Here is a 24,243-nt window from a genome sequence, read left to right on the forward strand (position 1 = left end):
CGGCGCCGTGGTCGATGGCGGCCGCGGGGCGGCCGGCGCGCTGCCGCCGGTGCCGGGCGCGACGGTTGGCGTTGCTGGCGGGTCGCTGGCGCCTGGCTCGCTCGCGCCCGCGGACGTGCGCGAAATACAGCAGCGGCTGCGCGACCGCGGCCTCTATGCCGGCCAGATCGACGGCATCTGGGGTCCGCTGAGCCGCCGGGCGCTCAGCGACTTCCAGGCCATGAACAATCTGTCGGCCGATGGTCGGATCGATGCTGCCACGGCCCAGGCGCTCGGGCTCGACATGCAACGGCTCGGCGCCGGCGCCCGGCCCGGCGGATTGCAGCGCATCGGCCCGGCCGGCACCACCTCCGGCGGGGTGCAGCCGAGTCCGGCGCTGGAAACGATGCCCGGCCGGATCGCGCCGCGTCGCTAGCAGCCGGCCGGCGCGCATCCTTTTGCCCGGCCTGACGTTGACTTTCGCGAGGGGACGTCTCCGCGCGGGAGGAAACCATGCGCCTTTCCCTGTTGTTCGCTTCCACCGCCCTGGTCGGGTCGGTACTCGTTGCCGGCTGTTCCGACAGCGGCATGTTCGGCAGATCGTCCACCGCCACCCCGTCCACCGCCGCGCAACAGGCGGCGGCGCAACCGGCACCGCGCGCCGATGTGCGCGAGACCCAGCAGCAACTGAAGAGTCTGGGCCTTTACGACGGCCCGATCGACGGCGTCTGGGGGCCGGAAACCCAGACGGCGGTCGAGCGCTATCAGACCCAGCGCGGGCTGAGCGCGACCGGCCGGGTCGACGAATCGACGCGTAACTCGCTGCGTGAAGCCTCGGCCGGCCGTGCCGGCACGGCATCGAATCAGGACCGGATGGCGGCAACCAGCCCCGGCACGACCGGTTCCATGACCACGGACGACCGCAATAGGAGCACGCCGGGAACCGCAACCCCGGGCACATCCGGCGGCGCTACCGCCGACACCACCGCCAACCGCAATGCCGGTACCGCGCAGCGCCAACAGCAGCCGCAGGACATCGCGCCGGCGGCCGGCATGAGCGCGGCGGCGGCGATCGCGCCGCGCAACCTCAGCGCCGGCAATGTACGTGCGATTCAAAGCCGGCTTGCCGGCGAAGGCTATTACCGCGCGGGCATCGATGGCGTCTGGGGGCCGCGCAGCCGGCAGGCCCTGGTCAATTTCCAGACCCAGAATCAGTTGCGGGCGGATGGCCTGATGGACCCGCGCACGGCCAATGCGCTGAACCTCGACTATCAGCAGCTGGGCGATGCCGGCTGGACCAGCGGACAGCCCGGCGATCGCAACGTCCGGCAGCGCAGCCGCAACACCACCGGCGAACGCGTCGGCAGCGAGAGCCCGCGTCTCGGCCCCTCGGTACCGCGGCAGTAGAGCCTGACGTCTCGAGCGGGCGGGCAGCACGGCCCGCCCGCTTCGCGCAGATGAACCCAACCCCAGCGAGTTCCCACCGGACAGAGGCGGCGTCTGACGGCGCCGTCTATCTGCGACTGGCGCTCGGCATGGCGGCGTTCGGCTCGGCCACGCCCGTCAGCAAGATTGTCACCGGCGCCATGCCGCCCTTCATCGGCTCGGCATTGCGCGTCGGCATCGGCGCGCTGGTGCTGGCGCCGTTTGCGGTCGGCCGCTGGCGCGGGGGGCCGCGTCTCGCCGCGCGCGACTGGCGCAACGTTGTGGTCATCGCGCTGTTCGGCATGTTCGGGTTCTCGGCGCTGATGCTCTATGGCATGCGCATGGTGCCGGGCGCCGCCGGCGCCATCGTGATGAGCACGGCGCCGGCGGTCACCGCGGCGGGAGCAATCTTGTTCACGGGCGAGAGCGCGAGCTGGCGCAAGCTCGCCGCGGTTGCCCTGGCGGTGATCGGCGTCGCGGTCCTGCAGCTCGACCAGTCCGGCGGAAGCGAAGGCGGCAATCTGCTGCTGGGCTCGGCACTGGTCTTCGGCGCCGTCTGCTGCGAGGCGGTCTACACCCTGGTCGGCAAGCGGGCGACGGAGCGGATCGATCCGCTGGTGGTCGCCTTCCTCGGTGCGGCCGTTTCGCTGCCAATGTTCGTGCCGTTCGCCCTCTGGCAATGGCAGGACTTTGCCATCGCGGAGGTGCCGCCGCACGCCTGGATCGCGGTGGCGTGGTACGGCGCCGGCACGCTCGCGATCGGCAGCTGGCTCTGGTATTCCGGCATCGCCAGGGCGGAAGGCTCGGTGGCCGCCGGCTTCATGGGCGTCATGCCGGCCTCGGCCCTGATCCTGTCCTATGTGCTGCTCGGCGAAGAGGCGCGGGCGCTGCACCTGATCGGCTTCGCCGTGGTGTTCGCCGGCGTGCTGCTGGTCTCGTGGGAGCACGCGCGGATGCAGCACTGAGCCATGTTGATCCGTCGTATCAAGATGGCCTGCCTGGCTGAATGATCGCTAGCTTTCTCCCGCAAGAGGGAGGCAGCAATGAGCGAGACAAAGCCGTTTGCCGTGTCGGCCGAGGACGTGGCGCCGCGGGCGAAGCCGTCGAACTATCCGGAGCCGTTCTTCACCCGCATGCTGAAGCGCGAGAAGCGCCAGCTCGGCGACGTCTTCGGCCTGAAGAATTTCGGCGTCAATCTCACGCGCCTCAAACCGGGCGGCGAAAGCGCGCTGTTGCACCGCCATACCCGGCAGGACGAGTTCGTCTATGTGCTGCAGGGCACCGCGATCCTGGTGACGGAAAGCGGCGAGACCGAGCTTCGCCCCGGCATGTGCGCCGGCTTTCCCGCCGGCACTTTCGCGCATCAGCTGGTGAACCGCGGCGCGGCCGATGTGCTCTATCTGGAGATCGGCGACCGGGTGGCGGGCGATGCCGCCGATTATCCGGCGGATGACATCCAGGCCGTGCTCGGCGGCGACGGGAAATGGCTGTTCGCCCACAAGGACGGGCGGCCCTATTGACCGGCGGCGCTGCCGGTGCCGCTTGACGCGGCCGGATTATCGCCGATCAATGGGGGCGGCGGACCGGGGGGCCAGCGTCCGCGCGGTGGGGCACCAACCAGGGAGCGAAGCCATGCGCTTGCTCGTGTCTCTCATTGCCTCGACCACGCTTCTCCTCGCCGCCTGTGCCGACGGCCAGATGGGGGCCGCGACGGCGCCTCCCGCCACCACCGCCGCGCCGACGGATATGGCCTCCGCGGCCGTGCTGTCCGGCCCGGACGACGTGCGCACCGTGCAGATCCGGCTGCAGCAGCTGAAATTCTACGAGGGCGGGCCGAGCGGCTCCTGGAACGTCGCGACCGAAGCGGCGGTGCAGGAATTCCAGCGCGCCAACGGCCTCGCCGTCGGCAAGCTGGACCAGGAGACGTTGCGGGCCATGGGCCTCGGCAGCATCGTCATGGGCAATGGCCGCCTGACCGACGTGGCGCTGCTGCGCGGGCCGCGCATGATGGACCACCAGGCGACGCACCACCCCATGGCCGGTATGGCGCCGGCCGCCGGGCCGGGGCCGGGTGCGCATATTCTGACCGGTCGCCACCTGCAGCCCGACAGCGTGCGCCAGGTGCAGCAGAAGCTGGCCGAAGGCGGCTATTACAAGGCGAGTGTCGACGGCGTCTGGGGGCCGCGCAGCCAGGACGCCCTGGTCGCCTTCCAGAACAGCCGAAGCCTGAGCGGCACCGGCCGGTTGACCCCGGAGACGATCTCCGCGCTGGGCATCGATCCGGACACGCTGCAATGGAGATCGCGCCACGGAGGCGCTCGCGGCGCGTGATGCCGGCCGCGAAGCGCCCGCGATTGCCGCGGGCGCTTCGCGGGGCTTAAGCCTCGACGTACATCTCGTCGATCAGGGGCTTGTACTTCTCGCTGACGAACTTGCGCTTCAGCTTCATCGTCGGCGTCACCTCGTCGTCCTCCGCCGTCAGCTGCTGCTCGATCAGGCGGAACTTCTTGATCGTCTCGACGCGGGCGAAGTTCTTGTTCACCTTCTCGATCTCTTCCTCGATCAGCGCCTGCACCTCGCGGGTGCGGCAGAGCGAGGCGAAATCGGTGAACGGCACGTTCAGGTCCTGGGCGTATTTCGCCACGTTGTCGTAGTCGATCATCACCAGGCAGGACAGGAACTTGCGCTTGTCGCCGATCACCACCGCGTCGGAGACGTAAGGGCTGAACTTCAGCTGGTTCTCGAACTCGCTCGGCGTGATGTTCTTGCCGCCCGCCGTGATGATGATGTCCTTCATCCGGTCGGTGATCTTCACATAGCCTTCGTTGTCGACATAGCCGACATCGCCGGTGTGGAGCCAGCCGTCCACGATGGTCTCCGCCGTCTTCTGCGGCTGGTTCAGATAGCCCATGAAGACATGCGGGCCCTTCAGCAGGATCTCGCCTTCGGGGGAGATCTTCACCTCCGTCTGCGGCGCGGCGACGCCGACGGTGCCGAGCTTGATCTTGTCCGGCATGCCGGTGGCCAGGCCGCAATTCTCGGTCTGGCCGTAGACCTCCCGCATGTCGATGCCGAGCGCGCGGTACCACTTGATCAGGTCGGGCGAGATCGGCGCCGCACCGGTGCCGGCGAACTTCACCCGGTGCAGGCCGAGCGCGCGCTTGATGTTGTCCAGCACCAGCGCATCGGCGAGCCAGTAGGCGAGCTTCAACCCGGCGCCCGGCTCGCGGCCTTCGAGCCTCGCCTCCGCCACCTTCATGCCGGTGCCGATCGCCCATTGATAGGCGGCGCGGCCGACCCAGGTCGCCTCCTTCATGCGGATGGCGATGCCGGAATAGAACCGCTCCCAGATGCGCGGCACGGCGAAATAGGTATGCGGCGACACTTCGCGGATGTTCTCCGGCACGGTGTCGATGCTCTCAGCGAAATTGGCGATGGCGCCGGAGCGCAGCGGCAGGAACGCGGTGAAGGTGCGCTCCGCCACATGGCAGAGCGGCAGGAAGGCGAGCTGCTCGCCCTCCGGCACGATCGGGATGAAGGAATCGGCGTTGACCAGCTGGAAGATGATGTTGCGATGGGACAGCATCGCGCCCTTGGGCGGGCCGGTCGTGCCCGAGGTATAGACCAGGATGGCGAGCTCCTCCGGTGCCGACGCCGCGATCATCCGCTCCCATTCCTGCGGATGCACCTTGTCATGCGCGCGGCCGAGCGCCAGCAGCTCCTCGAACGACATCACCATCGGGTCCTGGAAGTCGACCAGGCCCTCCATGTCGAACACGATCACCTTGGCCAGGTTCGGCACGCGGTCGCGCACGTCGAGATACTTGTCGAGCTGCTCCTCGTCCTCGACGAACAGGAACTTCGAGCGGCTGTCGTTCAGGATGTAGTCGACCTGCTTCGCCGAATCGGTCGGGTAGATGCCGTTGGTGACGCCGCCGGCGCCCATCGTGCCCATATCGGCGTAGAGCCATTCCGGAATCGTCTCGGCCAGGATGGAGACGACATCGCCCTTCTGCAGGCCGAGCGCGACCAGGCCGAGGCCGGTCGCCTTGGCCCGCTCGCCGTATTCGGTCCAGGTGGTGGCGCGCCAGATGCCGAGCGTCTTCTCGCGGAACGCGGTCTTGGCCGCGCGGGCATTGACCTGGTGCCAGAACAGCTTCGGCACCGTGTCCTGGCCCTCGACCTCGAACCGGCCCCAAGGGGCGTCCGCGGCATTGGGGGCGGATTTCACCTGGATGTTCATGCGGCCTTGCTCCTCCCTGAGCCTTCGTCGCGGCCTGCGCCGGCTTAAAGCCGGTTAATCCGTCGTTCACGCTGGTGATAGCCGAAAGCGCGGAAGCTGCCTAGAGCCAGGCCCGGAGCTTGACCGTGGTGCTCATGAGATATATCGTAAGATACATCAGATGACACAAACGATGGGAACGACCCTCCGCATGAACCCCTTTGCAGCAGCTTTCGGCCACCGGCATCGCGGCCGCGATTGCGGCGGGCCCCGCGGGCCGGGCGCCCGGCACGGCCTGCGCCACCTGCTCGCCGCCGGCCTGATGGGCGAGGCCGGGATGCCGGGCCTGGGCGGCCGCGGCTTCCGCGCCAGCCGCATGTTCGGCGCCGGCGACCTGCAGCTGATCGTGCTGGCGCTGCTCGCCGACCGGCCGCGCCACGGCTACGAGATCATGAAGGCGCTGGAGGAGCACTCCCACGGCTTCTATGCGCCGAGCCCCGGGATGATCTATCCGGCGCTGACCTACCTGGAAGAGACCGGCCACGCCGAGGCCACGGCGGAAGGTGCCAAGAAGCTCTATCGCATCACACAAGAGGGCGAGGCGCATCTCGCCGCCAACCGCGCCAGCGTCGACGCCATGCTGGCCGAGCTCGCCCGCACCGGCGAGCGGATGGCGCGGGCGCGCGACTTCTTCGCCCATGGCGAGGATGCCGGCATGGCCCCGTTCCGCGAGGCGCGGCGCAACCTCAAACGCGCGCTGGCGGAGAAATCCGGCGCCGGGCCGGAAGAGCAGAAACGCATCATCGAGATCCTGTTGCGCGCCGCGCGGGAGATCCGCGGGCAGTAGAGCCTGGCGAAAGGGGCCGGAAGAAAGGCCCTGAAGAAAGGGGAAGCGAGATGGCGATTCCCGGGGAAGGTCTGGCGCTGCCGCAGGGCGTGGTCCAGCCCTTCGACCTCGCCTATATGCAGGACGACCTGCACGTCATCGCCTATTTCGCCGGCGATCCGCGCTTCGCCGCGGTGGAGGCGATGCTGCGCCGCCGGCCCGGCCGCGCGCCCGAGGCCCGCGTCATCCTGACCCGGCACGACAACACGCAGATCCGCTGCACCGAGGGGATCGAGGCGCAGGAAGGCCTCGATGGCAATCGCCCGCGCGTGCGGCTCAACTTCCGCATGCCGACCGGCCAGCCGATCGGCCTCGACTTTCGCGCCGCCACGCCGCCGAACCCGGTGCGCGGCGGCCTCACCGATCCGGGCGCCCATGCCGGCCACGACTATCTGCCGCTGCAATGGCGCGGCGCCAGCGCGCTGGCCGCGCCCGATACGCGCGTCTGGATCGACGGGCACGAGCGCACCATGCCGGTCGCGCTCGCCATGCCGCATTTCATCGGCCTCAACGGCCTCTATACGCAGAGCCACGCGCTCGGCCTGATCCGCGCCGGCTCGGTGACCGCCGATCCGCTCGACATGCCGGAGCGCGCGGTGGCCGGCGCCGCCTGGCGCTTCGCCCGCGCCGGGGCGGAGATCAGCTATCGCATCGTGCGGGCCGAGGCGGATGGCCGCGTCGTCATCCTCTCCGACGGGCCGGAGCCGGAGGTGATCCAGGGCCGCCTCGCCGACGGCCGGCTCACCGTGCGCTCGATCCGCAAATCGCCCGACGCGGCCTCCGCCGCCGGCATCGCCTTGCGCTTCGACGCCGATGGCGGCTTCACCGCCGCGATCGACGGCCATGTCGCGGTGGACGGCCGCTTCCACATGACCGATGGCCACCGCCTCCGCCTCCAGCCCAGCGCGCCGGCCTGGGCGCTCGCGCGCACGGTCAGCATCGCGTGTCGGCGGGAGGGGGAGAGCTTTCGGTTTCTGACGGGGGTGGGGGAGGGGTAGAGGTTGCGTCGGCAAAAAGCGTCCTGTGCCGCGTGGCATCACTTTGATAGCGTCGACGATCCATCGAGTGATTGCGCCACCTTCGCTCCACCAAGCATTGAAGGCGGAATTTTCAGAGGGAGTCCCTGCGGCAATCAGACTGCTTTGGTGAGGCGCTCCATCTCTCGGGCGAACTCAAAGCGCAGTTGATTAGCCTCGTCCGGCGGCAGCCACTTCGCCATGTTCGGGAAGACGGTCTGCCACATCCGTGCGTGCCGCTCCGACCACGGCATCTTGTTCGCAGTCTTGGCCTTTTCCAGTAGCGAACGAAGGCGCTGGCGCACCACTTCCGGATCAGGGGTCAACTGCCGGTCCGGGGCGCGCATCCGGTTCTCGCCGGCGCCAAACAGGCTACCTTGCGTGGGGGCGTTTCCAAAAAGATCAGTTGAGTCCGTCATTCACTCTTATTCCGGGCGGCCGAACCCCAAAGCCTCTCGGGTCAGCGAATCGCGCAGAGTCGCCTCCAGAACGATATCGGCCTCGGCGAAGAGATCAATCAACTCCGCGACCCGAGAGCAAATGTCGCGAAACTCGCTGACAAGGCCGAGATCGACGGACAGCCCGATGCGCGCCTCGAGCCAGCGCGGCACTACGCGATAGCCGCTGACCGAAAATGACCATACCGCAAACGGCAGGCCAGTAATCCGTCCGCTGCCGTCATCGCACAGGGTGATCTCGCCATCGGCATAGTCGACGGCTGCGAGAGTGCCGCGGGGCTCTGTGTCGACACGAACAAAGTTCCGCTGGCGATAGGCCGTAGCGGCTTCGCGCGCAAACGTTTCAATGGCCCGCATTTCGCGCCCGATCCGCGCGGCCTCGCGGAAGTCCCCGAGACGTGCCGGGAATGGAACGTGGGGAAATACGTCCTCAAGATCTTCCGCGAATCGGAGCGAGTAGGATTGCGAGGATAGCAAGCAGAGAATGGCATCGAAGATGTTCTCTGCTGATACCGTTTCGCCGTAGGCAGCACTTATCCCCTGCAAGAGGGCCGGCGAGATGTTGGTGGCATTGATATCGGGCCGCCGATCGTAAAGTGGAAATGCGTAACCGCCGTAGCTTCCGCGGAAAGCATGTCGGTCGGGGAAATTGCCATAGCACCATACCGCCGGACCAGCGCTGGTTCCGCTTGGCAAAGAGAAAAGACAAACATTCTCTCCGCCCCAAACTTGGCGTAGTGCCGGACGCGGGCGATCATTCCATGCATCGTGAGAATAGTGCCACCTGCGATCAAGCGGCCTATACCCGACCATTCGTACAAGGCCAGCATCCCAGCCTACCGCTTGCGCGCGATGTGCTGGTTTCATCTGCGTCGAGTTGAATAGCCGATCGCGAGCACCTGCCCCACTTCGGAGAAACCGACCAACTTGTTGCTCAAGGCCAGCTTGAGATGCTGCATAGACCAAATGGTCTCGTTTGCTTTCAAGGCCCGAAGAGGAGAATGAAAAGCAGTCCGAAAGGCTGACTAATTCGCCATTTTGAAACGCGTGGGGGCGCATGTCTTCGAGCGGTCCACGTGCGATAGGCAATCCGCCCTGCAACCGCCCTCCAGTCGATCCTTCCGACAGCCATTCCAACTTTGCGCGCCGCGAAGTCAAATCTTGAGCCCAGCTGTCGAGGTAATGCACCTCAGCGAGCGAGTTTGGTGCTTTGCTGCCGTCGGCGACTGCCAGTGTAATTGCCGTGCCGACCTGGATATTGAATACGCCTTGATCGTGTCGAACGTCGGCTCGCTCCCCGCGCCTTACATCGCCTCGCAGATCAACGATCTCAATCCGATCGAACCTTTCACGCATCATTTGTCGAAGGCCGGCATATGGCCAGCCAGTCAGATATTTCCGATTTGAGATGAAGGCGATTACGCCGCGCCGCGGTGCGTTCTCTGCCTCGAACAGCTTCCAGATCGCCCAACGCCAGAAGGCGACGGAAAGCTCGGGAAATGTATTGAGCAGGCCGCCTTGGCCCGCATTCCGAACGGGCGCTTTGAGATCATCCCAGATGCCGTCGAGCCAGTCGCCGACAAGCGTGTGGTTCTCTCCTTCCTCAAGCCTGCGATAGGGAGGATTGCCGATGATCGCCAGGATCGGCTGTTGCGCCTTGATCCGGTTGGCCTCGCGCCGTTCATCTGCAATTCCCTCGGATACGAACCCCAGCGGCCCGATCGGTGCCGCGGCGTTCGGTTCGGCGAGAGTGTCGGCGAGGTAGACGCCAAGCCTGGGAAGCCGAAGCGGTGGGGTGGATGGCCTGCGCAGTGCGTGGTGGAGACGATAGTGAGCCACTGCGTACGGACCGACCAGCAGCTCCAACCCGTACATGCGTCCGGCTAGGTTCTGTAAGGCGAGCGCGGCCATGCCCTCGCCGTTCTCAGCCTCCGTCTGGCTCCGCACGCGTTCCGCAATACCCAGCAGGAACGTGCCCGTTCCGGCGGCCGGATCGAGGATTGTGACATCCGGATCACGCAGCCCTCGACAGCGAAGCTGATCTCTCAGCGCCCGGTCGAGGGCGCCGACCATGTATCGCACCACTTCGATTGGCGTGTAGTAGACGCCATAGCGCTCGCGCGCTTCCGGATCGAAGGTCTGAAGGAAATCCTCATAGAAGTAGAGGATGGGGTCGCGGCCGCCCGGAGCCGCGAGCAGGATCTCCGGCGGGAAGCTGTTGACAGTATCGCAGATCACGTCGAAGCCGATGCCGATGTCCTGAACGACCTCATCAAGGCTCAACACGCGGAGGGCCGTCCGCATCAACGGGTGCTCTTCCGGCATGTGACGCCAGGCGTCCGGACCCACGGATGTGTTGGTGGCTTCGCGTACCAGCAGGAGACCGAAGGCGAGAGTCTGGGCGAAGGCGGCGGAGAAGAGATCGTCGAAATCCCGGTCCGGATATCCGCCCGCCTCGGGATGGGCGTAGAGGACGTCACGAAATTCTTGCCGCACTTCCAGGATCGCGTGGCGGGTGTTTTGCTCTTCTCGAAGCTGGTTAAGCCGGTCACGCACGATGCCGCGCACGAGGCGGGCGGAGTGCGCCATCAGCGTCGCGAGGTGTTCAGCGTTGCGAGCGGCAGGTTCCTGTCCTGCGCCGGCAAGGAGCAGCCCCAGCAAACGCAGAAACGGCGCTGGATCATGTTCGGTGATGGCGCGATCGGCGCGGGCGTCGCTTCGATCGGGCCGTAGGCTCTGCTCCGGCACGACGACAGCGCTGCCCTGCTCGTCGTCGCGGAGGAACAGTCGAAACTCGACGAAATTGGAGATTGCCCAGCAAGGTAGTTCCTTGAATCGATCGAACTGGCGCCGGTCGTGATCGCGCCAACGGGTCGGATCGGTGGACTTCGTCGGTGCCTTGAGCTCGACGAATGCACGAGGCGGTGCACCGGCGCGCACAAGCGCGATATCTGGCCTTCCGACTCCCGGATTTCGAAATTCCGGCACAACTGTGGGCGCCGGGCCGATGGCAATCTCGGCAATCAATCCATCCAGCAACCGCTGAAATTCTGGGGCGAGCGCCGTCTCGGGTACATCCGCATTCGCCCGACGAAGCTCTCGGATTCGCCGGGCGTAGTTCTGCAGGAGATCGGTTGCAGGCATGTGCTCTTGCTACCGCGAGTCGCCGTTCAAGTCACGAAGCGTGGGCCTACGCGCTCTCGACGCGGGCCGTTGCCGCTTCGTCTCGCGACCCGAGCGGATCAGGGCTCGCTCGCGGACTCGTCCCATAGGCGCGCCGGCCGACCTCGCAGTAGCTCCTCAATCACCGCTTCGTACTGCGCGCGCTCGGTTGCTTCGTCCGTGCTTTGGTCTTCCAGCAGCATGGAATGCCGCGCGGCGCGCAAATGCGCCGCCGCCACCGCTTCGGCCCGGGCGTGAACCATCTGCTGTAGCGGGCGATTGGGCACCAGCGCGTAGACCAGCGTGCAGTCCAGGGCACGCGCGGCCTTGGCGAGCGTGTCGAGCGAGGCGGCGCCCTGCGCCTCCGCCTTCTCCAGCGCGACGATGCGCGGCTGCGACACGCGGAGCCGGCGGGCCAGTTGCGCGGTCGTCATGCCGAGCGCGTCGCGGATCGCGCGGATCCAGCCGCGGGGCGGCGGGGCCCATTGCTCAGCAGGCCGCAGAGGCAGCAGCCGGGTGTCCAGGCTGCGGAGGGAGGTGTCGTGAGGGGGCAAGGCGGCAACCTGCGGTCCGTTGGATTCTCGAGAATGGTGATAACTTATATATTATCGGATTCGGCGTCGACAATAACTTTTGCATTATCGAGTTTTTCCGGTCAGTCGGCTCGGCGAAGGGCATATCCAGATCGTTCCAATAATGGAACGTTCATTCCTCTGCTTGCTTCGTTCCGCCTTCGAGGCGAGGGACGGACCGCTGGACCGGAGACCCTAACCCTGCCCGGCACGTCCAATGATATTGTGTGAAACAGAAATTTGTGGCATCATGCGCGGTGATTTCGTCTCAGAGGCGCTATGTTCATTCCGGCCGGCTTGAACGGCATTCCCTTCGACACTTCGCGGGCCGGCGGCCAGTTGCGGAACCGGGCTGCGGAACGGATACGCCGTGCGGAACACACGCGCCGCATGGGCGCGGGCCGGCGTCTTGTCTGGGCGGAACGGATGCGCCGCGAAAGAGATACGCCGGGACAGACACGCCGCGGAACGGATGCGCCGGGAACAGATACGCCGGGGAACAAATCTGCCGCCAGCGCCGGCGCGCCGCCGGAGACGCTTTGCGGAACAGACGCTCCGGGGAACAGGTGTGCCGCGGAACAGATACGCCGCGGAACAGGCGCGCCGCGTTCCAACCGCCCTTCCGTTGGCGCGGCGGCGGGCCGTGGGTACCCGGGTCAAGCCCGGGTACGACGATCTGAAGAGGCGGAACAGACGTGCCGCGGAACAGACGTGCCGCCTCTTCGGCTTCGAGCTGGATCGAGGTCGAGGAACAGATGCGCCGCACGCACCCGTCCGCGCCACGCCCCACGTGGCGTTATCGCCCGATCAATTATATAATCGCCCCCGGAGTGGCGTTGCGTCGCGTGGTTTCGCGTGGTGAGCGTCAGTCAGGAGTCCTTTGGGAGGAAACATGCGTAAATTCGCGTTGGCCGCGGCGGGCCTCGTCGCCGCCGGCCTCATGTCATCCGTCGCGGTCGGCCAGACCCGCGGCGTCACCAAATCCGAAATCCTGCTCGGCTCGCATACCGATCTGTCCGGCCCGGCCGCCACCTATGGCGTGTCGTCGACCAACGGTGCGCGCATGCGGTTCGACGCGGTCAATGCCGCCGGCGGCATCCACGGCCGCAAGATCAAGCTGATCCTGGAAGACGCCCAGTACCAGGTGCCCAAGGCGGTGCAGGCCTGCAACAAGCTGATCAATCGCGACAAGGTGTTCGGCTTCATCGTCGCCATCGGCACGCCGATGAACAATGCCTGCTTCCAGAGCCAGCTCTCGGCCAACGTGCTGAGCCTGTTCCCGATCACCGCCGCGCGTTCGATGTACGAGCCGCTGCACAAGCTCAAGTTCCAGGCCAATGCCTCCTATGTCGACCAGGTGCGCGCCGGCGTGAACTACATGGTCAAGCAGAAGGGCAAGAAGGCCGTCTGCGTGATGTATCAGGACACCGATTTCGGCAAGGAGGTGTTCGAGGGCGTCGAGCTGCAGGCGAAGCAGCTCGGCCTGAAGATCGTCGAGACGACGACGCACAAGCCGACCGACCAGGATTTCTCCGCCCCGATCACCAAGCTGCGCGCGGCGAATTGCGATCTCGTCGTGCTCGGCACCATCGTGCGCGATTCCATCGTGCCGTATGCGACGGCGCGCAAGATGGGCTGGAACGAGGTGGATTTCCTCGGCTCCTCCGCCACTTATGACGTGTTCGTCGCCGCGGCGCAGGGCACCGAGGGGCTCTACACCATGGGCCTCGCCGAGATGCCCTATGCCGACAGCCCGAACGCCGCGATGCGCGACTTCGTGGCCCAGTACAAGGAGCGGTTCGGCCAGATGCCGAATATGGGCGCGGTCTACGGCTATACCGCGGCCGATCTCACCGTTGCGGCGCTCGACAAGGCGGGGCCGAACCTGACCGTCGACAGCTTCGTCAAGGCGATGGAATCGATCCAGGGCTTCCGCGACCGTTTCGGCGGGCCGGAGCTCAGCTTCAGCGCCGAGAAGCATCTTGGCTCGCACCAGGCCTTCCTGGTGGTGTCGAAGGGCGGCAAGTGGGTGCCGCTGACCGAGCCGCTCGGCTTCTGAAGGCCTAAGGCCGGGCTGCTTCCGCTTCGGCGGCCGCAGCCCGCGCCTTCAGGCAGGCCGGGCAGTAGCATCCGGCCGGATCATTGGGGCCGGGCATCGGGAGCTGCACGGGCTCCTGCTTGCACCAGCAATCGCCCGCCGGCTCGCATTTGAGCGGCGCGCCGCAGGCGATGCAGGTGGCGTTGGCGTCCATCGGCGGAGACTACCCCGCCGATCAATCGTCGCGGAAGCGCCGTTTCCGCGCGTGCGGGTTTTGATTTGCCCTGCTACCTTCCCCCTCGAGCGCCGTCCATCCAACCGGACGCTCATACAAGGGAGGATTGGAGCATGAGACGTTCTGTCTGGATTGGTGCGGCCGTGGCGTGTCTGGCGGCCGGAAGTGCGCTGGCGCAATCGCGCGGCGTCTCCAAGGGGGAAATCCTGCTCGGCATGCATACCGACCTGTCGGGGCCCGCCGCCACCTACGGCGTGTCGTCCTCGAATGCGGTGCGCATGCGGTTCGACGAGGTCAACGCCTCGGGCGGCATCCATGGCCGCAAGATCAAGCTGATCGTCGAGGACCAGGCCTATCAGGTGCCGAAGGCGGTGCAGGCCTGCAACAAGCTGATCAACCGCGACAAGGTGTTCGCCTTCGTGGCGCCGCTCGGCACCCCGATGAACAATGCCTGCTTCAAGGACCAGTTCGCGGCCAACGTGCCGAACCTGTTCCCGCTCTCCGCCGCGCGCTCGATGTACGAGCCCTATGTGCCGGTCAAGTTCTACGGCGCGGCGTCCTATGTCGACCAGATCCGCTCCGGCATCGACTACTTCGTGAAGAACCGCGGCAAGAAGGCCGTGTGCGTGATGTACCAGGACACCGATTTCGGCAAGGAGATCCTGGAAGGCGCCCAGCTGCAGACCAAGAAGCTCGGGGTGAAGCTGGTGGAGGCGACCGGCCACAAGCCGACCGACCAGGACTTCACCGCGCCGATCACCAAGCTGCGCCAGGCCGGCTGCGACCTGGTCGCCATGGGCACCATCGTGCGCGATTCGATCGTGCCCTACGCGACGGCCCGCAAGATGGGCTGGACCGATGTCGACTTCCTCGGCTCCGCGGCGGCCTATGACCTGGTCGTCGGCGCCGTGCAGGGCGGCGTCACCGAGGGCTTCTACGCCATGGGCCTGACCGAGATGCCCTATGCCGACAGCCCGAACGCGTTGGTCCGCGGCTTCGTCGAGAAGTACAAGGCGGCCTACAAGATCGATCCGAATATCGGCGCGGTCTACGGCTATGTGGCCGCCGACCTGACGGTGACGGCGCTCGACCGCGCCGGCCCGAGCCTGACGGTCGACAGCTTCGTCAAGGGCATGGAATCGGTGAAGGGCTACCGCGACATCTTCAACGGCCCCGAAGTCAATTTCGGCCCCAACATCCGCCAGGGCGCGAACTCCTCGTTCCTCGCCCAGGTCAAGGGCGGCAAGTGGCAGCGGGTGACCGAGCCGCTCAGCTTCTGATCGCTCGCCGGCGTTCCCCGCATTCGTCATGACGATGCGGGGAACGCCGCTCTCTTCCCGTTCCGATTCGAAGCGCCGGCGGTCGCCGACCCGCCGCTGGCTGTGGCACATGATCGGCGTGCTCGCGGCGCTCGGCTTCGCGGCCAACCTGATCGGCGCCTTCCTGGTCTATGCGGCGACGCATGTCGCGCCGCCCGCGCCTTGGGGCCCGCAGCACTGGCTGCCGCCCAAGACCGCCAACCACACGACGCCGGCCGCCTTCGGCTTCGCCTACGAGACGCTCCGTGTGCCCGGCGCGGTTGGCGTGCTGGAGCTTTGGCACCTGCCCTTGCCCTCGGCCCGTGGCCTCGCGGTGATGTTCCACGGCCATGCGGCGATGAAGTCTGCCTTGTTGGAGGAGGCGCGAGCGCTGCGTGCGCTCGGCCTCGCCGTGCTGCTCGCCGATTTCCGTGCGTCCGGTGGCTCCGACGGCGAGGTGACGACGATCGGCTGGCGCGAGGCAGACGACGTCCTTCGCGTCCTCGACACGGCCGCCACCATCGCCGCCGGCCGGCCGCTGGTGCTGTTCGGTACCTCGATGGGCGCTGTTGCCATCCTGCGCGCGGCGACCCTGCGGCCGCTGCCGGCGGCGGCGGCGATCCTGGAAGTGCCGTTCGACACCTTGGAACATGCCGTCGCCAACCGGTTCCGCGCGCTGGGCATGCCTGCCTATCCGGCGACTTGGGCCGTGCTTCTGTATGGCGGGCTGTTCGTCGGCCTCGATCCCTTCGCCTTCCGCCCGGTCGACTTCGCGCGCTCGTTCGATCTGCCGACCCTCGTCATCAAGGGCGGCGCCGATCCGACGGTGACGGAGGATGAGATCCGCAACGTCGTGGCGGCGCTGCCCGGCCCGAAACAGCTGACGCTGCTGCCCAAGGCCGGGCATTTCGGCCTCTTGCGGGCGGATCGGGCCGGCTGGACCAGCGCTGTCGCCGGCTTCCTCGACGCGCATCTGCCAACCCCGCCGCGGTGACCGAGATGCGGCGGCTTGCGGCATTTGCTAATATCTCTCCCAGAGCACCGGATCCAGCCGGGAGCTCACATAACGGGAGGTCTGGAACATGGGACGTATTGTCTGGCTCGGTGCGGCCGCGCTCGCGGTCGCGGCCGTCGTCGGCGCTGAGGCGCAGACGCGCGGCGTTTCCAAGGGTGAGATCCTGCTCGGCATGCATACCGACCTGTCGGGGCCGGCCGCCACCTACGGCGTGTCGTCCTCAAATGCCGTCAGGATGCGGTTCGACGAAGTCAACGCCTCGGGCGGCATTCACGGCCGCAAGATCAGGCTGATCGTCGAGGACCAGGCCTATCAGGTGCCGAAGGCGGTGCAGGCCTGCAACAAGCTGATCAACCGCGACAAGGTGTTCGCCTTCGTGGCGCCGCTCGGCACCCCGATGAACAACGCCTGCTTCAAGGATCAGCTGGCGGCGGGCGTGCCGAACCTGTTCCCGCTTTCCGCCGCGCGCTCGATGTACGAGCCGTTCCACCGGCTCAAATTCTATGGCGCGGCGTCCTACGTCGACCAGATCCGCTCGGCGATCGACTACTTCGTGAAGACGCAGGGCAAGAAGGCCGTGTGCGTGATGTACCAGGACACCGATTTCGGCAAGGAGATCCTGGAAGGTGCCGAGCTGCAGACCAGGAAGCTCGGCATCAAGCTCGCCGAGGTGACGGCGCACAAGCCGACCGACCAGGACTTCACCGCCCCGATCACCAAGCTGCGCGGCGCGGGCTGTGACGTCATCATGCTGGGCACCATCGTCCGCGACACCATCGTGCCCTACACCACGGCGCGGAAGATGGGCTGGAATGTCGACTTCGTCGGCTCGGCCGCCTCCTACGACTTCGTGGTGGGCAGCGCGCAAGGCATGGACGGGCTCTACGCCATGGGCCTGACCGAGATGCCCTATCCCGACAGCCAGAGCGCGCTGATCCGCGGCTTCCTGGAGAAGTACAAGGCGACGTACAAGATCGACCCGAATATCGGCGCGGTCTACGGCCATGTCGCGGCCGATCTGACGGTCACCGCACTCGACCGCGCGGGGCCGAACCTGACCACCGATTCCTTCGTCAAGGCCATGGAGTCGGTGCGCGGCTACCGCGATATCTTCAACGGGCCGGAGATCAATTTCGGGCCCAATATCCGCCAGGGCGCCAATTCGTCCTTCCTGGCGGTGGTGAAGAACGGCCGCTGGACCCGTGTGACCGAGCCGCTCGCGTTCTGAATGTCTGACGCAAGCCCTCCTCCGGACGCGCCGGGGGAGGGCATCGTGCCGGCACATCGCCGGCATTCGCGAACCGCGCTTGCGCCGCCCCGCCCGGCCTGCGAGAACTCTCGCCCCTGTCGCCGCGCGGCATCCCGTGACCGTCGTTTCCTCCCCGCCGTCCCTGGTCGCCCAGGCCGGAGATCGCGTCGCGATCCGGCGCGGCATCGTGCTGAAGATCGCCGCCGTCACCGTGTTCAGCATCATGGACATGACGGTGAAGTGGCTGTCGGCGCGCTATCCGACGGTGCAGATCATCTTCTGCCGGTCGCTCTTCGCCTTCGTCCCGCTCGCCTTCTTCCTGTGGCGCAATGGCGGGCTGGATCTGCTGAAAACCCGGCGGCCGGGCGGGCATCTCCTGCGTGCGACCGTCGGGGCCGGTGCGCTCTACTGCTTCTTCTGGGCGTTCGGTCACATGCCGCTCGCCGACGTGGTGGCGATCGGCTTCGCCGCGCCGCTCTGCATGACGGCGATGTCGGTCTGGCTGCTGGGCGAGCGGGTCGGCATCCGTCGCTGGAGCGCCGTTGCCGTCGGATTCGTCGGCGTGCTGCTGATGGTGCGGCCCGGCGCCAGCACGGTGGAATTCGCGGCCCTCGTCGCCGTGCTGGGGACGCTGCTCTATTCCTTCGGCATCATCCTGGTGCGCAAGCTGTCGGAGACCGAGCGCTCCGGCACCATCGTGTTCTATTTCACCATCGGGGCGACGGTGGTGTTCGGCGCCTTTCTGCCCGCCGTCTGGGTCACGCCGAGCGGCACCGACGCGGCGCTGCTGGTGCTGATCGGCCTGCTCGGCGGCATCGGCCACTTGTTGATCACGCGGGCCTATCAGCTGGCGCCGATCGCCGTGGTGGCGCCGTTCGACTACATGGCGATCCTATGGGCCACCGGCTTCGGCTTCGTGATCTTCGGCGAGCTGCCGGGCTGGGCGACCGTCGCCGGCTCTCTGATCGTGGTGGGCTCCGGCCTCTACATCCTGCACCGGGAAACGGTGCGGGCGCGCGACGCCTGAATTCTCGAGCCCGCAGGCTCAGCTCTTCGCGCGTTCGAGATAGGTGTTGTCGGCGATGCTGACGACGATCTTGGTGCCCGGGGCTATGTGCGGCGGCACCATGACGCGGACGCCGTTTTCGAGTTTGGCGGGCTTATAGGACGAGGACGCGGTCTGCCCCTTCGAGGCGGGCTCGGTGTCGATGATCTCCATCACACAGGTCTGCGGCAGCTCGACGACCAGCGGCGTGCCCTCGAAGGAGCGCACGTTGCACTTCATGCCTTCCTGCAGGAAGACGTGGACATCGCCGACCACGTCCTGGTTGACGCTGACCTGGTCGTAGCTCTCGGTGTCCATGAAAGTCAGCTGTTCGCCGTCGCGATACAGGAACTGATACTCGCGATCCTCCAGGCTGACGCGCTCCACCTGCTCGGTCGAGCGGAAGCGCTCGTCGCGCTTGATGCCGGTGCGGATATCGCGCAGCTCCGCCTGCATGAAAGTGCCGCCCTTGCCGGGGGTGACGTTCTGGCCCTTGACCACGACATAAAGCTTGCCGTCCTGGTCGATGACATTGCCGGCGCGCAGCGCGCTCGCGTTGACCTTCATCTGCTCGTATTCCTGGGGGTATCGAAGTCGGCGCGGAATGTAGGTGCCTGATGCGCCGATGTCACGCCCGAGATCAGATTGGTGGCCCATGCCCGAGGCACGAACGATCCCCTGGTGGCACCCGGCGGAATTCGCGCGCCGCCAGCCGTTTCTTGCGGCTCGCGGGCGAATTCTGGCGGCGACACGTCAGTTCTTCGCGCAACAGGGGTATAGCGAGGTGGAGACTCCGGCCCTGCAAGTCTCGCCCGGCATGGAACCGCATCTCAAGGCCTTCGCGACCGTCCTGGAAGGGCCGGACGGCGCGGCCCGCACCCTGCATCTGCACACCTCGCCCGAATTCGCCATGAAAAAGCTGCTGGTCGCCGGCGCCGGACCGATCTGGCAGCTGGCGCGGGTGTGGCGAAACGGCGAGCGCGCCGACACCCACCATCCCGAATTCGCCATGCTGGAATGGTACCGCCCAGGGGCCGCCTATACGGATCTGATCGAAGAGACCCGGGCCCTGCTTGCCTGCGCGGCCGCGGCCGGAACCGGGCGCTTGCGCTTCCGCGGGCGGCAGGCCGACCCGTCGCGGATCGAGGTGATCACGGTGGTGGAAGCCTTCGCGCGCTTGGCCGGGATCCATCTCGATCCGATCCTGTCCGCCGATGGCGACGCCGATCGCGCCGCCATGGCGCAGGCCGTCGACCGCATCGGCGTGCGGCGGGCCGAGCAGGACACGTTCGAGGATCTGTTCTTTCGCGTGTTTCTCGAGCGCATCGAGCCGAGGCTCGGCAGCCCGCATCCGACCGTCGTCAAGGATTATCCGATCTCGATGGCGGCACTGGCGCGGCCCAAGGCCGATGATCCGCGCTTCGCCGAGCGCTTCGAGGTCTATGCCTGCGGGCTCGAGCTTGCCAATGCCTTCGGGGAGCTGACCGACGCGAAGGTTCAGCGCGCGCGGTTCGAAGCCGATCAGGCCGCGAAGCGCCGGCACTACGGCTTTGCCTATCCGATCGACGAGGATTTCGTCGCCGCGCTGGCGCACGGCATGCCGGCTTCGGCCGGCATCGCGCTCGGCTTCGACCGCATGGTGATGCTGGCGGCAGGCGCCGACCGGATCGAGGACGTGCTGTGGGCGCCGGTGGCGTCGCCGTAGCGGCGCCTCAGCGCATGCGGCGGCGCTTGTCGACCCAGAGCACCGGCGCCGCCCATTCAATGCGGCGATCGGCAATCGGCGGCGCGTTGTAGGACAGCAGCGAGAAGAGCCCGTTCGAGCTGCCGCGCATTACCGTCTTAACCAAGGTCGGCCCTTCGACCACCTTCACCACGCACTCGGCGCCGAGACACTCGCTCTCGTGGAAATCGGCATCGCGCGAATAGTAGATCAGGTCACCGTCACGGTAGACCGGGAACATCGAATCGCCGCGCACGCGCACCGCCACCATCGCATCGGCATAGCCCGGCGGTGCCTCGACCTCTTCCAGGCCGCCACCCATCAGCGAATCGTCGAACGGATAGACTTCCGCGCCCGCGCCGATATAGCCGACCAGCGGCACCTGGCGCGGGATCGAGCCCAGGATGTCCGCCGGCTGGCAACCATAGATCTCCGCGAACTGCTTCAGCCGTTCGCCGGTAAGGTCGCTCTGGCCGCGCTCCAGGCGCGAGATCTGGCTGATCGAGAGGTCGAGCTTCTGCGCGACCTTCTCAAGGGTGAGCCCCGCGCGCTTGCGGAAGGCGCGGAGCCGGTTGGGCCAATCGCCTTGCTTTGTCATGCCCCACTATTGCGAGCCGCGCAAACGTTTGGCAAGACCGCCAGATGCAAAAAGCACTTGACGGCGGGGATCATTTTTTTGTATAATACGTCATAATCGGAGAAGTCACAGAGGAAGATCTTACTGTGAGAAAGATGAGCCGATCCCAGAAAGCAAATCCGGCTGCCGGGCAGAATCCAGCCGATTGGGGCCCCGCCACGCGGCGCAACATGCGCCGAGCCCGCCGCTGCAGCTTGAAGGCCTTGCATGAAGCCGGGAGCCTGGCCCTCGAACATTTGTCGGCGGCGGCCGAGATCGAGCGGGTCTTCGTGGCCCTGACGGCGGGCCTGTTCGCCCGTCCGCGGCAGGAGGCGATCCGCGGCGGGCGCCCGCGCGACATGACGGAAGCCGCGGCCATCGCCTATGGCGACCGCTTCCGGCCCTGGGCCGCGACGCTGTCGGAGCGGCACAAGGCCGGCGGTCCGCCGATCCTGGAGGTGGTGATCGACTGTGTGGTCGACGGGCTGAGCCTGCGCGAGATCGACTCCGCGCGCCGCTGGCGCCATGGCCGCGCCGCGGCGTATGTGGTGGAAGGGCTCGAGCTCTACGCCACCATGGCAGGATGGCGCACGCTGGCGCAGGCGGCGTGAACCATTCGGTTGCTTCTGCTTTAGGTGGCTGCCGCCAAGCTGCCGCATTCGATCGATAGCCAAACGCAATGCTGATCGCAGAACGCCCATTTCCCCTCGCCGCGCTGTTCCTGGCGATCGGCATATCGTGCGCCGCGAACGCGGCCGCGGCGCAGGAGCGCCCGGCGAAGCCGGACGAGCCGGCGACGCAAGATCAGCCGACGCCCCAGGACCGGGCCGCCGCGACGGTTCCACACGACGAGCTCGGCACCTTGTCGCTGGTGGTCGAGAACGATCTCTTCGTGGACACCGACCGGCACTACACCAACGGCGTTCGGCTGTCCTGGCTGACACCCCTCGGCCGCGAGCCCGGCGTGGTCAAGGATGCGGCGCGGCTGCTGCCGATGTTCGCCGAGGCGCAGGATATCCGCGTCGAGTTCGCGCTGGGCCAGAGCATGTTCACGCCGACGGATACCGCGCGTCGCATTCCCGATCCCGCAGACCGTCCCTATGCCGGCTGGGCCTACTTCAATGTCGGCGTGGTGGCGGAGACGGGACGGCGGCTCGACCAGATGTCGCTCGGCATCGGCATCGTCGGGCCGGCATCGCTGGCCGAGCAGACGCAGAAATTCGTGCATGACGCGCGGAGCTTCAACAAGCCGCGCGGCTGGGACCAGCAGCTCAAGAACGAGCCGACCCTGCAGCTCACCTGGCAGTCGAACTGGCGCGCGCTGGTCTCCGGTCCGCTGTTCATGGGGCTCGGCTTCGATGCCACGCCGCATGCCGGGCTCGCGATCGGCAATGTGTTCGACTACGTCAATGGCGGCGTGACCCTGCGCTTCGGCCAGAATCTGCCGGACGATTTCGGCCCGCCGCGCGTCGAGCCGAGCCTGCCCGGCTCCGGCTTCTTCAAGCCGACCGACAGCCGCTTCGGCTGGTATCTCTTCGCTGGCGTCGACGGTCGCGCAGTGGCGCGCAACATGTTCCTCGACGGCAATACGTTCCGCGACAGCCCTGATGTGGACAGCAAGCCTTTCGTCGGCGACCTGCAGCTCGGCTTCGCCGTCGTCATCGACGACGTGCGCCTAGCCTACACACACGTCTTCCGCACCAAAGAGTTCGACGGGCAGAACCGAGCCGACAAATTCGGTGCCATCAGCATCTCGACCCGGTTCTAGGGCAGGCGGTTCTAGCGGTGCAGCCAGTAGGCGGAAGCGTTGATCGAGTAGTAGGGACGGTAGTGACGGATGCGCTCGGCATCGATCACCTGGTCGATCTGGTTGTCCAGAACCCAGGCCTTGCCGCCTTCCAGCACCACCAGCACGGCATGTGCAATGCGCAGGTTCAGATCGTGCAGCACCACGATGCGCAGCTGGTCGTCGCCGAAGCCCAGCGCGCGTAGCGATTTGTATTTGGCGATGGCGAAATCCTCGCAATCGCCGTCGCGATTGAGGAATTCGTTCGGCGTTTCCCAGTAATCCTCGATGCCCCAATTGGCCAGGTCCGAGACGTAGCGGTACCGGTTCATGAAGCGGTTGATGGCATCGAGCCGGGCCAGGCCCTCGCGTCCCTTGATCTGATCGAGAAAGCGCCGCCACTCCCACCACGGGCAGGGGCGATCGCCGGCGCGCCGGCAGATATTCGGCACCTCCGTCTCGTCGAAGGCGTGCTGCTCCAGCACGCGCGTCCACTTCTTGAACGGGGTCAGGCCTTCGCGCCGCGTTTCGGTGGTGCCGAAGAAGCTGGGGCTGGGCTGCGCCGCGGCGCCCGGCGCCCATGCCAGCAGCAGCGGAACCAGCAGAACCCACAGAGCTCCGACCAACCGCAGGGAGTACGATGCCATGAGCCTCTCGGCCGTGCAGATATGCAATCGCGCGCTCGACATCCTCGGCGCCGACCCGATTCTCTCGCTCGCCGACAATACCGAGGCGGGGCGATTGTGTAATCGGAACTATGCCGCCGTACGCGACGCGGTGCTGCGCGCCTATCCGTGGAACGCGGCGATGCGCCGCGCCGCTCTGCCGGCGCTGGCCGAGGCACCGGCCTGGGGTGCCGCCTTCGCCTACGAGCTGCCTTCGGATTGTCTTCGGCTCTGGCGGGTCGAGAACGAGGGCTTCGCCGATTGGCGCGTGGAGGGGCGGCGCGTGGTCAGCGATATCGGGCCGCCGCTCAGGGTGCTCTATCTCGCCAGCCTCGACGACACCGGGCTGTTCGATCCGCTGATGGGCGAGGCGATCGCCGGCCGTCTCGCCGCCGATCTCGCCTATCGCCTCACCGGTTCGACCTCGCTGGGCGCCCAGGCCTGGTCGATGTACCAGGCGAAGCTGGCCGAGGCGCGCCGGGTCGATGCGCAGGAGGGTACGCCGGACGGCCTGGTCGCGCGCGACTGGCTGGATGCGAGGCGCTGAGCCATGGCAAAGAGCGCGCCTCTTCTCGCTTCGTTCAACGCCGGGGAATGGTCTCCTCTTCCGTTTCCGTCGGAGAGCCACGAGAGGGCGCTCGATCGGCTCACGCTGATCGCGCAGGAGCTGGACGAGGCGGCCGGCCGCGCGCTGCACCTGCCGAAGGGCGAGAGCGGCGCGCCGGCGACGCTCCCGGCTGTGCCCGCGCGCGCCGGGCACCTGCTCGGCTTCGACCTTGCCGGCGCGCCGGTGGCGATCGCCGGCGCGGCGCCGTCCCTGCTCGTCTCCGGCTTCGCCGCCACCTTGCTCGAT

General features: G+C 66.8%; 23 protein-coding genes and 1 pseudogene. 17 read left to right on the forward strand and 7 right to left on the reverse strand.

Annotated elements, in window-relative coordinates; genetic code table 11:
• The 5 genes from DT074_RS24605 to DT074_RS28275 all read left to right on the forward strand — a co-directional run.
• Positions 1–415: peptidoglycan-binding domain-containing protein (locus DT074_RS24605; RefSeq protein ID WP_162915184.1), on the forward strand; the 415-nt coding region annotated here is incomplete at its 5' end.
• A 77-nt stretch (positions 416–492) separates the two neighbouring features.
• Positions 493–1,386 carry a peptidoglycan-binding domain-containing protein gene (locus tag DT074_RS24610; protein ID WP_119422516.1) on the forward strand — a complete coding sequence of 298 codons (894 nt, stop codon included), beginning with the start codon at positions 493–495 and terminating at the stop codon, positions 1,384–1,386.
• 128 nt (positions 1,387–1,514) lie between these two features.
• Positions 1,515–2,369, forward strand: a complete 855-nt coding sequence (locus DT074_RS24615) for a DMT family transporter (RefSeq protein WP_162915185.1) — start codon at positions 1,515–1,517, stop codon at positions 2,367–2,369.
• Positions 2,370–2,447: 78 nt separating this feature from the next.
• Positions 2,448–2,924, forward strand: coding sequence for a cupin domain-containing protein (locus DT074_RS24620; protein WP_119422518.1), 477 nt, complete (start codon positions 2,448–2,450; stop codon positions 2,922–2,924).
• A gap of 112 nt (positions 2,925–3,036) precedes the next feature.
• Positions 3,037–3,735, forward strand: a complete 699-nt coding sequence (locus tag DT074_RS28275; RefSeq protein WP_162915186.1) for a peptidoglycan-binding domain-containing protein — start codon at positions 3,037–3,039, stop codon at positions 3,733–3,735.
• Between the two features lie 46 nt (positions 3,736–3,781).
• Here the strand turns inward: DT074_RS28275 and DT074_RS24630 are convergent, their stop codons facing one another.
• Entirely contained in the window at positions 3,782–5,647 is a 1,866-nt protein-coding gene (locus tag DT074_RS24630; RefSeq protein ID WP_119422519.1) for an AMP-dependent synthetase/ligase, read from the reverse strand.
• Between the two features lie 190 nt (positions 5,648–5,837).
• Here DT074_RS24630 and DT074_RS24635 point away from each other — a divergent pair, with 190 nt between their 5' ends.
• Both DT074_RS24635 and DT074_RS24640 read left to right on the forward strand, forming a co-directional pair.
• Entirely contained in the window at positions 5,838–6,473 is a 636-nt protein-coding gene (locus DT074_RS24635) for a PadR family transcriptional regulator (RefSeq protein WP_162915187.1), read from the forward strand.
• A 50-nt stretch (positions 6,474–6,523) separates the two neighbouring features.
• Positions 6,524–7,510, forward strand: a complete 987-nt coding sequence (locus DT074_RS24640; protein ID WP_119422521.1) for a hypothetical protein — start codon at positions 6,524–6,526, stop codon at positions 7,508–7,510.
• A 134-nt stretch (positions 7,511–7,644) separates the two neighbouring features.
• On the opposite strand, the gene DT074_RS24645 is transcribed toward DT074_RS24640, so the two are convergent.
• The 3 genes from DT074_RS24645 to DT074_RS24655 all read right to left on the reverse strand — a co-directional run bounded on the left by DT074_RS24645 (position 7,645) and on the right by DT074_RS24655 (position 11,702).
• Positions 7,645–7,947 carry a hypothetical protein gene (locus DT074_RS24645; RefSeq protein WP_119422522.1) on the reverse strand — a complete coding sequence of 101 codons (303 nt, stop codon included), beginning with the start codon at positions 7,945–7,947 and terminating at the stop codon, positions 7,645–7,647.
• Between the two features lie 6 nt (positions 7,948–7,953).
• Positions 7,954–11,130, reverse strand: coding sequence for a type ISP restriction/modification enzyme (locus DT074_RS24650; RefSeq protein ID WP_119422523.1), 3,177 nt, complete (start codon positions 11,128–11,130; stop codon positions 7,954–7,956).
• A 98-nt stretch (positions 11,131–11,228) separates the two neighbouring features.
• Positions 11,229–11,702: a mobile mystery protein A gene (locus tag DT074_RS24655; protein ID WP_119422524.1), complete on the reverse strand. Its 474-nt coding sequence runs from the start codon at positions 11,700–11,702 to the stop codon at positions 11,229–11,231.
• 910 nt (positions 11,703–12,612) lie between these two features.
• Between DT074_RS24655 and DT074_RS24660 the strand changes: the two genes are divergently transcribed.
• The 5 genes from DT074_RS24660 (at position 12,613) to DT074_RS24685 (ending at position 18,582) form a co-directional block, all read left to right on the forward strand.
• The gene (locus DT074_RS24660) at positions 12,613–13,779 is read left to right on the forward strand and encodes an ABC transporter substrate-binding protein (RefSeq protein ID WP_119422525.1); all 1,167 of its coding nucleotides are present in this window, start codon (positions 12,613–12,615) and stop codon (positions 13,777–13,779) included.
• 327 nt (positions 13,780–14,106) lie between these two features.
• Positions 14,107–15,273, forward strand: a complete 1,167-nt coding sequence (locus DT074_RS24670) for an ABC transporter substrate-binding protein (RefSeq protein WP_119422527.1) — start codon at positions 14,107–14,109, stop codon at positions 15,271–15,273.
• A gap of 109 nt (positions 15,274–15,382) precedes the next feature.
• Positions 15,383–16,285 carry an alpha/beta hydrolase gene (locus DT074_RS24675; RefSeq protein WP_162915188.1) on the forward strand — a complete coding sequence of 301 codons (903 nt, stop codon included), beginning with the start codon at positions 15,383–15,385 and terminating at the stop codon, positions 16,283–16,285.
• 88 nt (positions 16,286–16,373) lie between these two features.
• Positions 16,374–17,534, forward strand: a complete 1,161-nt coding sequence (locus DT074_RS24680; protein WP_119422529.1) for an ABC transporter substrate-binding protein — start codon at positions 16,374–16,376, stop codon at positions 17,532–17,534.
• 136 nt (positions 17,535–17,670) lie between these two features.
• Entirely contained in the window at positions 17,671–18,582 is a 912-nt protein-coding gene (locus DT074_RS24685; RefSeq protein WP_119422530.1) for a DMT family transporter, read from the forward strand.
• An 18-nt stretch (positions 18,583–18,600) separates the two neighbouring features.
• On the opposite strand, the gene efp is transcribed toward DT074_RS24685, so the two are convergent.
• Positions 18,601–19,167, reverse strand: a complete 567-nt coding sequence (gene efp / locus DT074_RS24690) for an elongation factor P (RefSeq protein WP_119422531.1) — start codon at positions 19,165–19,167, stop codon at positions 18,601–18,603.
• A gap of 88 nt (positions 19,168–19,255) precedes the next feature.
• On the opposite strand from efp, the gene epmA reads away from it, so the two are divergent.
• The gene (epmA, locus tag DT074_RS24695) at positions 19,256–20,305 is read left to right on the forward strand and encodes an EF-P lysine aminoacylase EpmA (RefSeq protein WP_119422532.1); all 1,050 of its coding nucleotides are present in this window, start codon (positions 19,256–19,258) and stop codon (positions 20,303–20,305) included.
• 7 nt (positions 20,306–20,312) lie between these two features.
• On the opposite strand, the gene DT074_RS24700 is transcribed toward epmA, so the two are convergent.
• Complete coding sequence (locus tag DT074_RS24700; RefSeq protein ID WP_119422533.1) at positions 20,313–20,921, reverse strand: XRE family transcriptional regulator; 609 nt, start codon at positions 20,919–20,921, stop codon at positions 20,313–20,315.
• 242 nt (positions 20,922–21,163) lie between these two features.
• Between DT074_RS24700 and DT074_RS24705 the strand changes: the two genes are divergently transcribed.
• Both DT074_RS24705 and DT074_RS24710 read left to right on the forward strand, forming a co-directional pair.
• On the forward strand, positions 21,164–21,550 hold the full coding sequence (locus DT074_RS24705; protein ID WP_162915189.1) for a hypothetical protein: 387 nt from the start codon (positions 21,164–21,166) through the stop codon (positions 21,548–21,550).
• Positions 21,551–21,618: 68 nt separating this feature from the next.
• A complete protein-coding gene (locus DT074_RS24710) occupies positions 21,619–22,707 on the forward strand; it encodes a lipid A deacylase LpxR family protein (protein ID WP_119422535.1) in 1,089 nt (362 codons plus the stop codon).
• Between the two features lie 11 nt (positions 22,708–22,718).
• Here the strand turns inward: DT074_RS24710 and DT074_RS24715 are convergent, their stop codons facing one another.
• Positions 22,719–23,372, reverse strand: coding sequence for a transglutaminase-like cysteine peptidase (locus DT074_RS24715; RefSeq protein WP_162915190.1), 654 nt, complete (start codon positions 23,370–23,372; stop codon positions 22,719–22,721).
• Here DT074_RS24715 and DT074_RS24720 point away from each other — a divergent pair.
• Together DT074_RS24720 and DT074_RS24725 are read left to right on the forward strand one after the other, a co-directional pair.
• Positions 23,371–23,937: a phage connector family protein gene (locus DT074_RS24720; RefSeq protein ID WP_119422537.1), complete on the forward strand. Its 567-nt coding sequence runs from the start codon at positions 23,371–23,373 to the stop codon at positions 23,935–23,937. The two genes, DT074_RS24715 and DT074_RS24720, sit on opposite strands and share 2 nt — an antisense overlap.
• Before the next feature lie 3 nt (positions 23,938–23,940).
• Positions 23,941–24,243: pseudogene (locus tag DT074_RS24725) on the forward strand (hypothetical protein); the annotation flags it as partial.

Source organism: Desertibaculum subflavum, from assembly GCA_003576705.1.
In the GTDB taxonomy this organism is placed as follows: domain Bacteria; phylum Pseudomonadota; class Alphaproteobacteria; order Ferrovibrionales; family Ferrovibrionaceae; genus Desertibaculum; species Desertibaculum subflavum.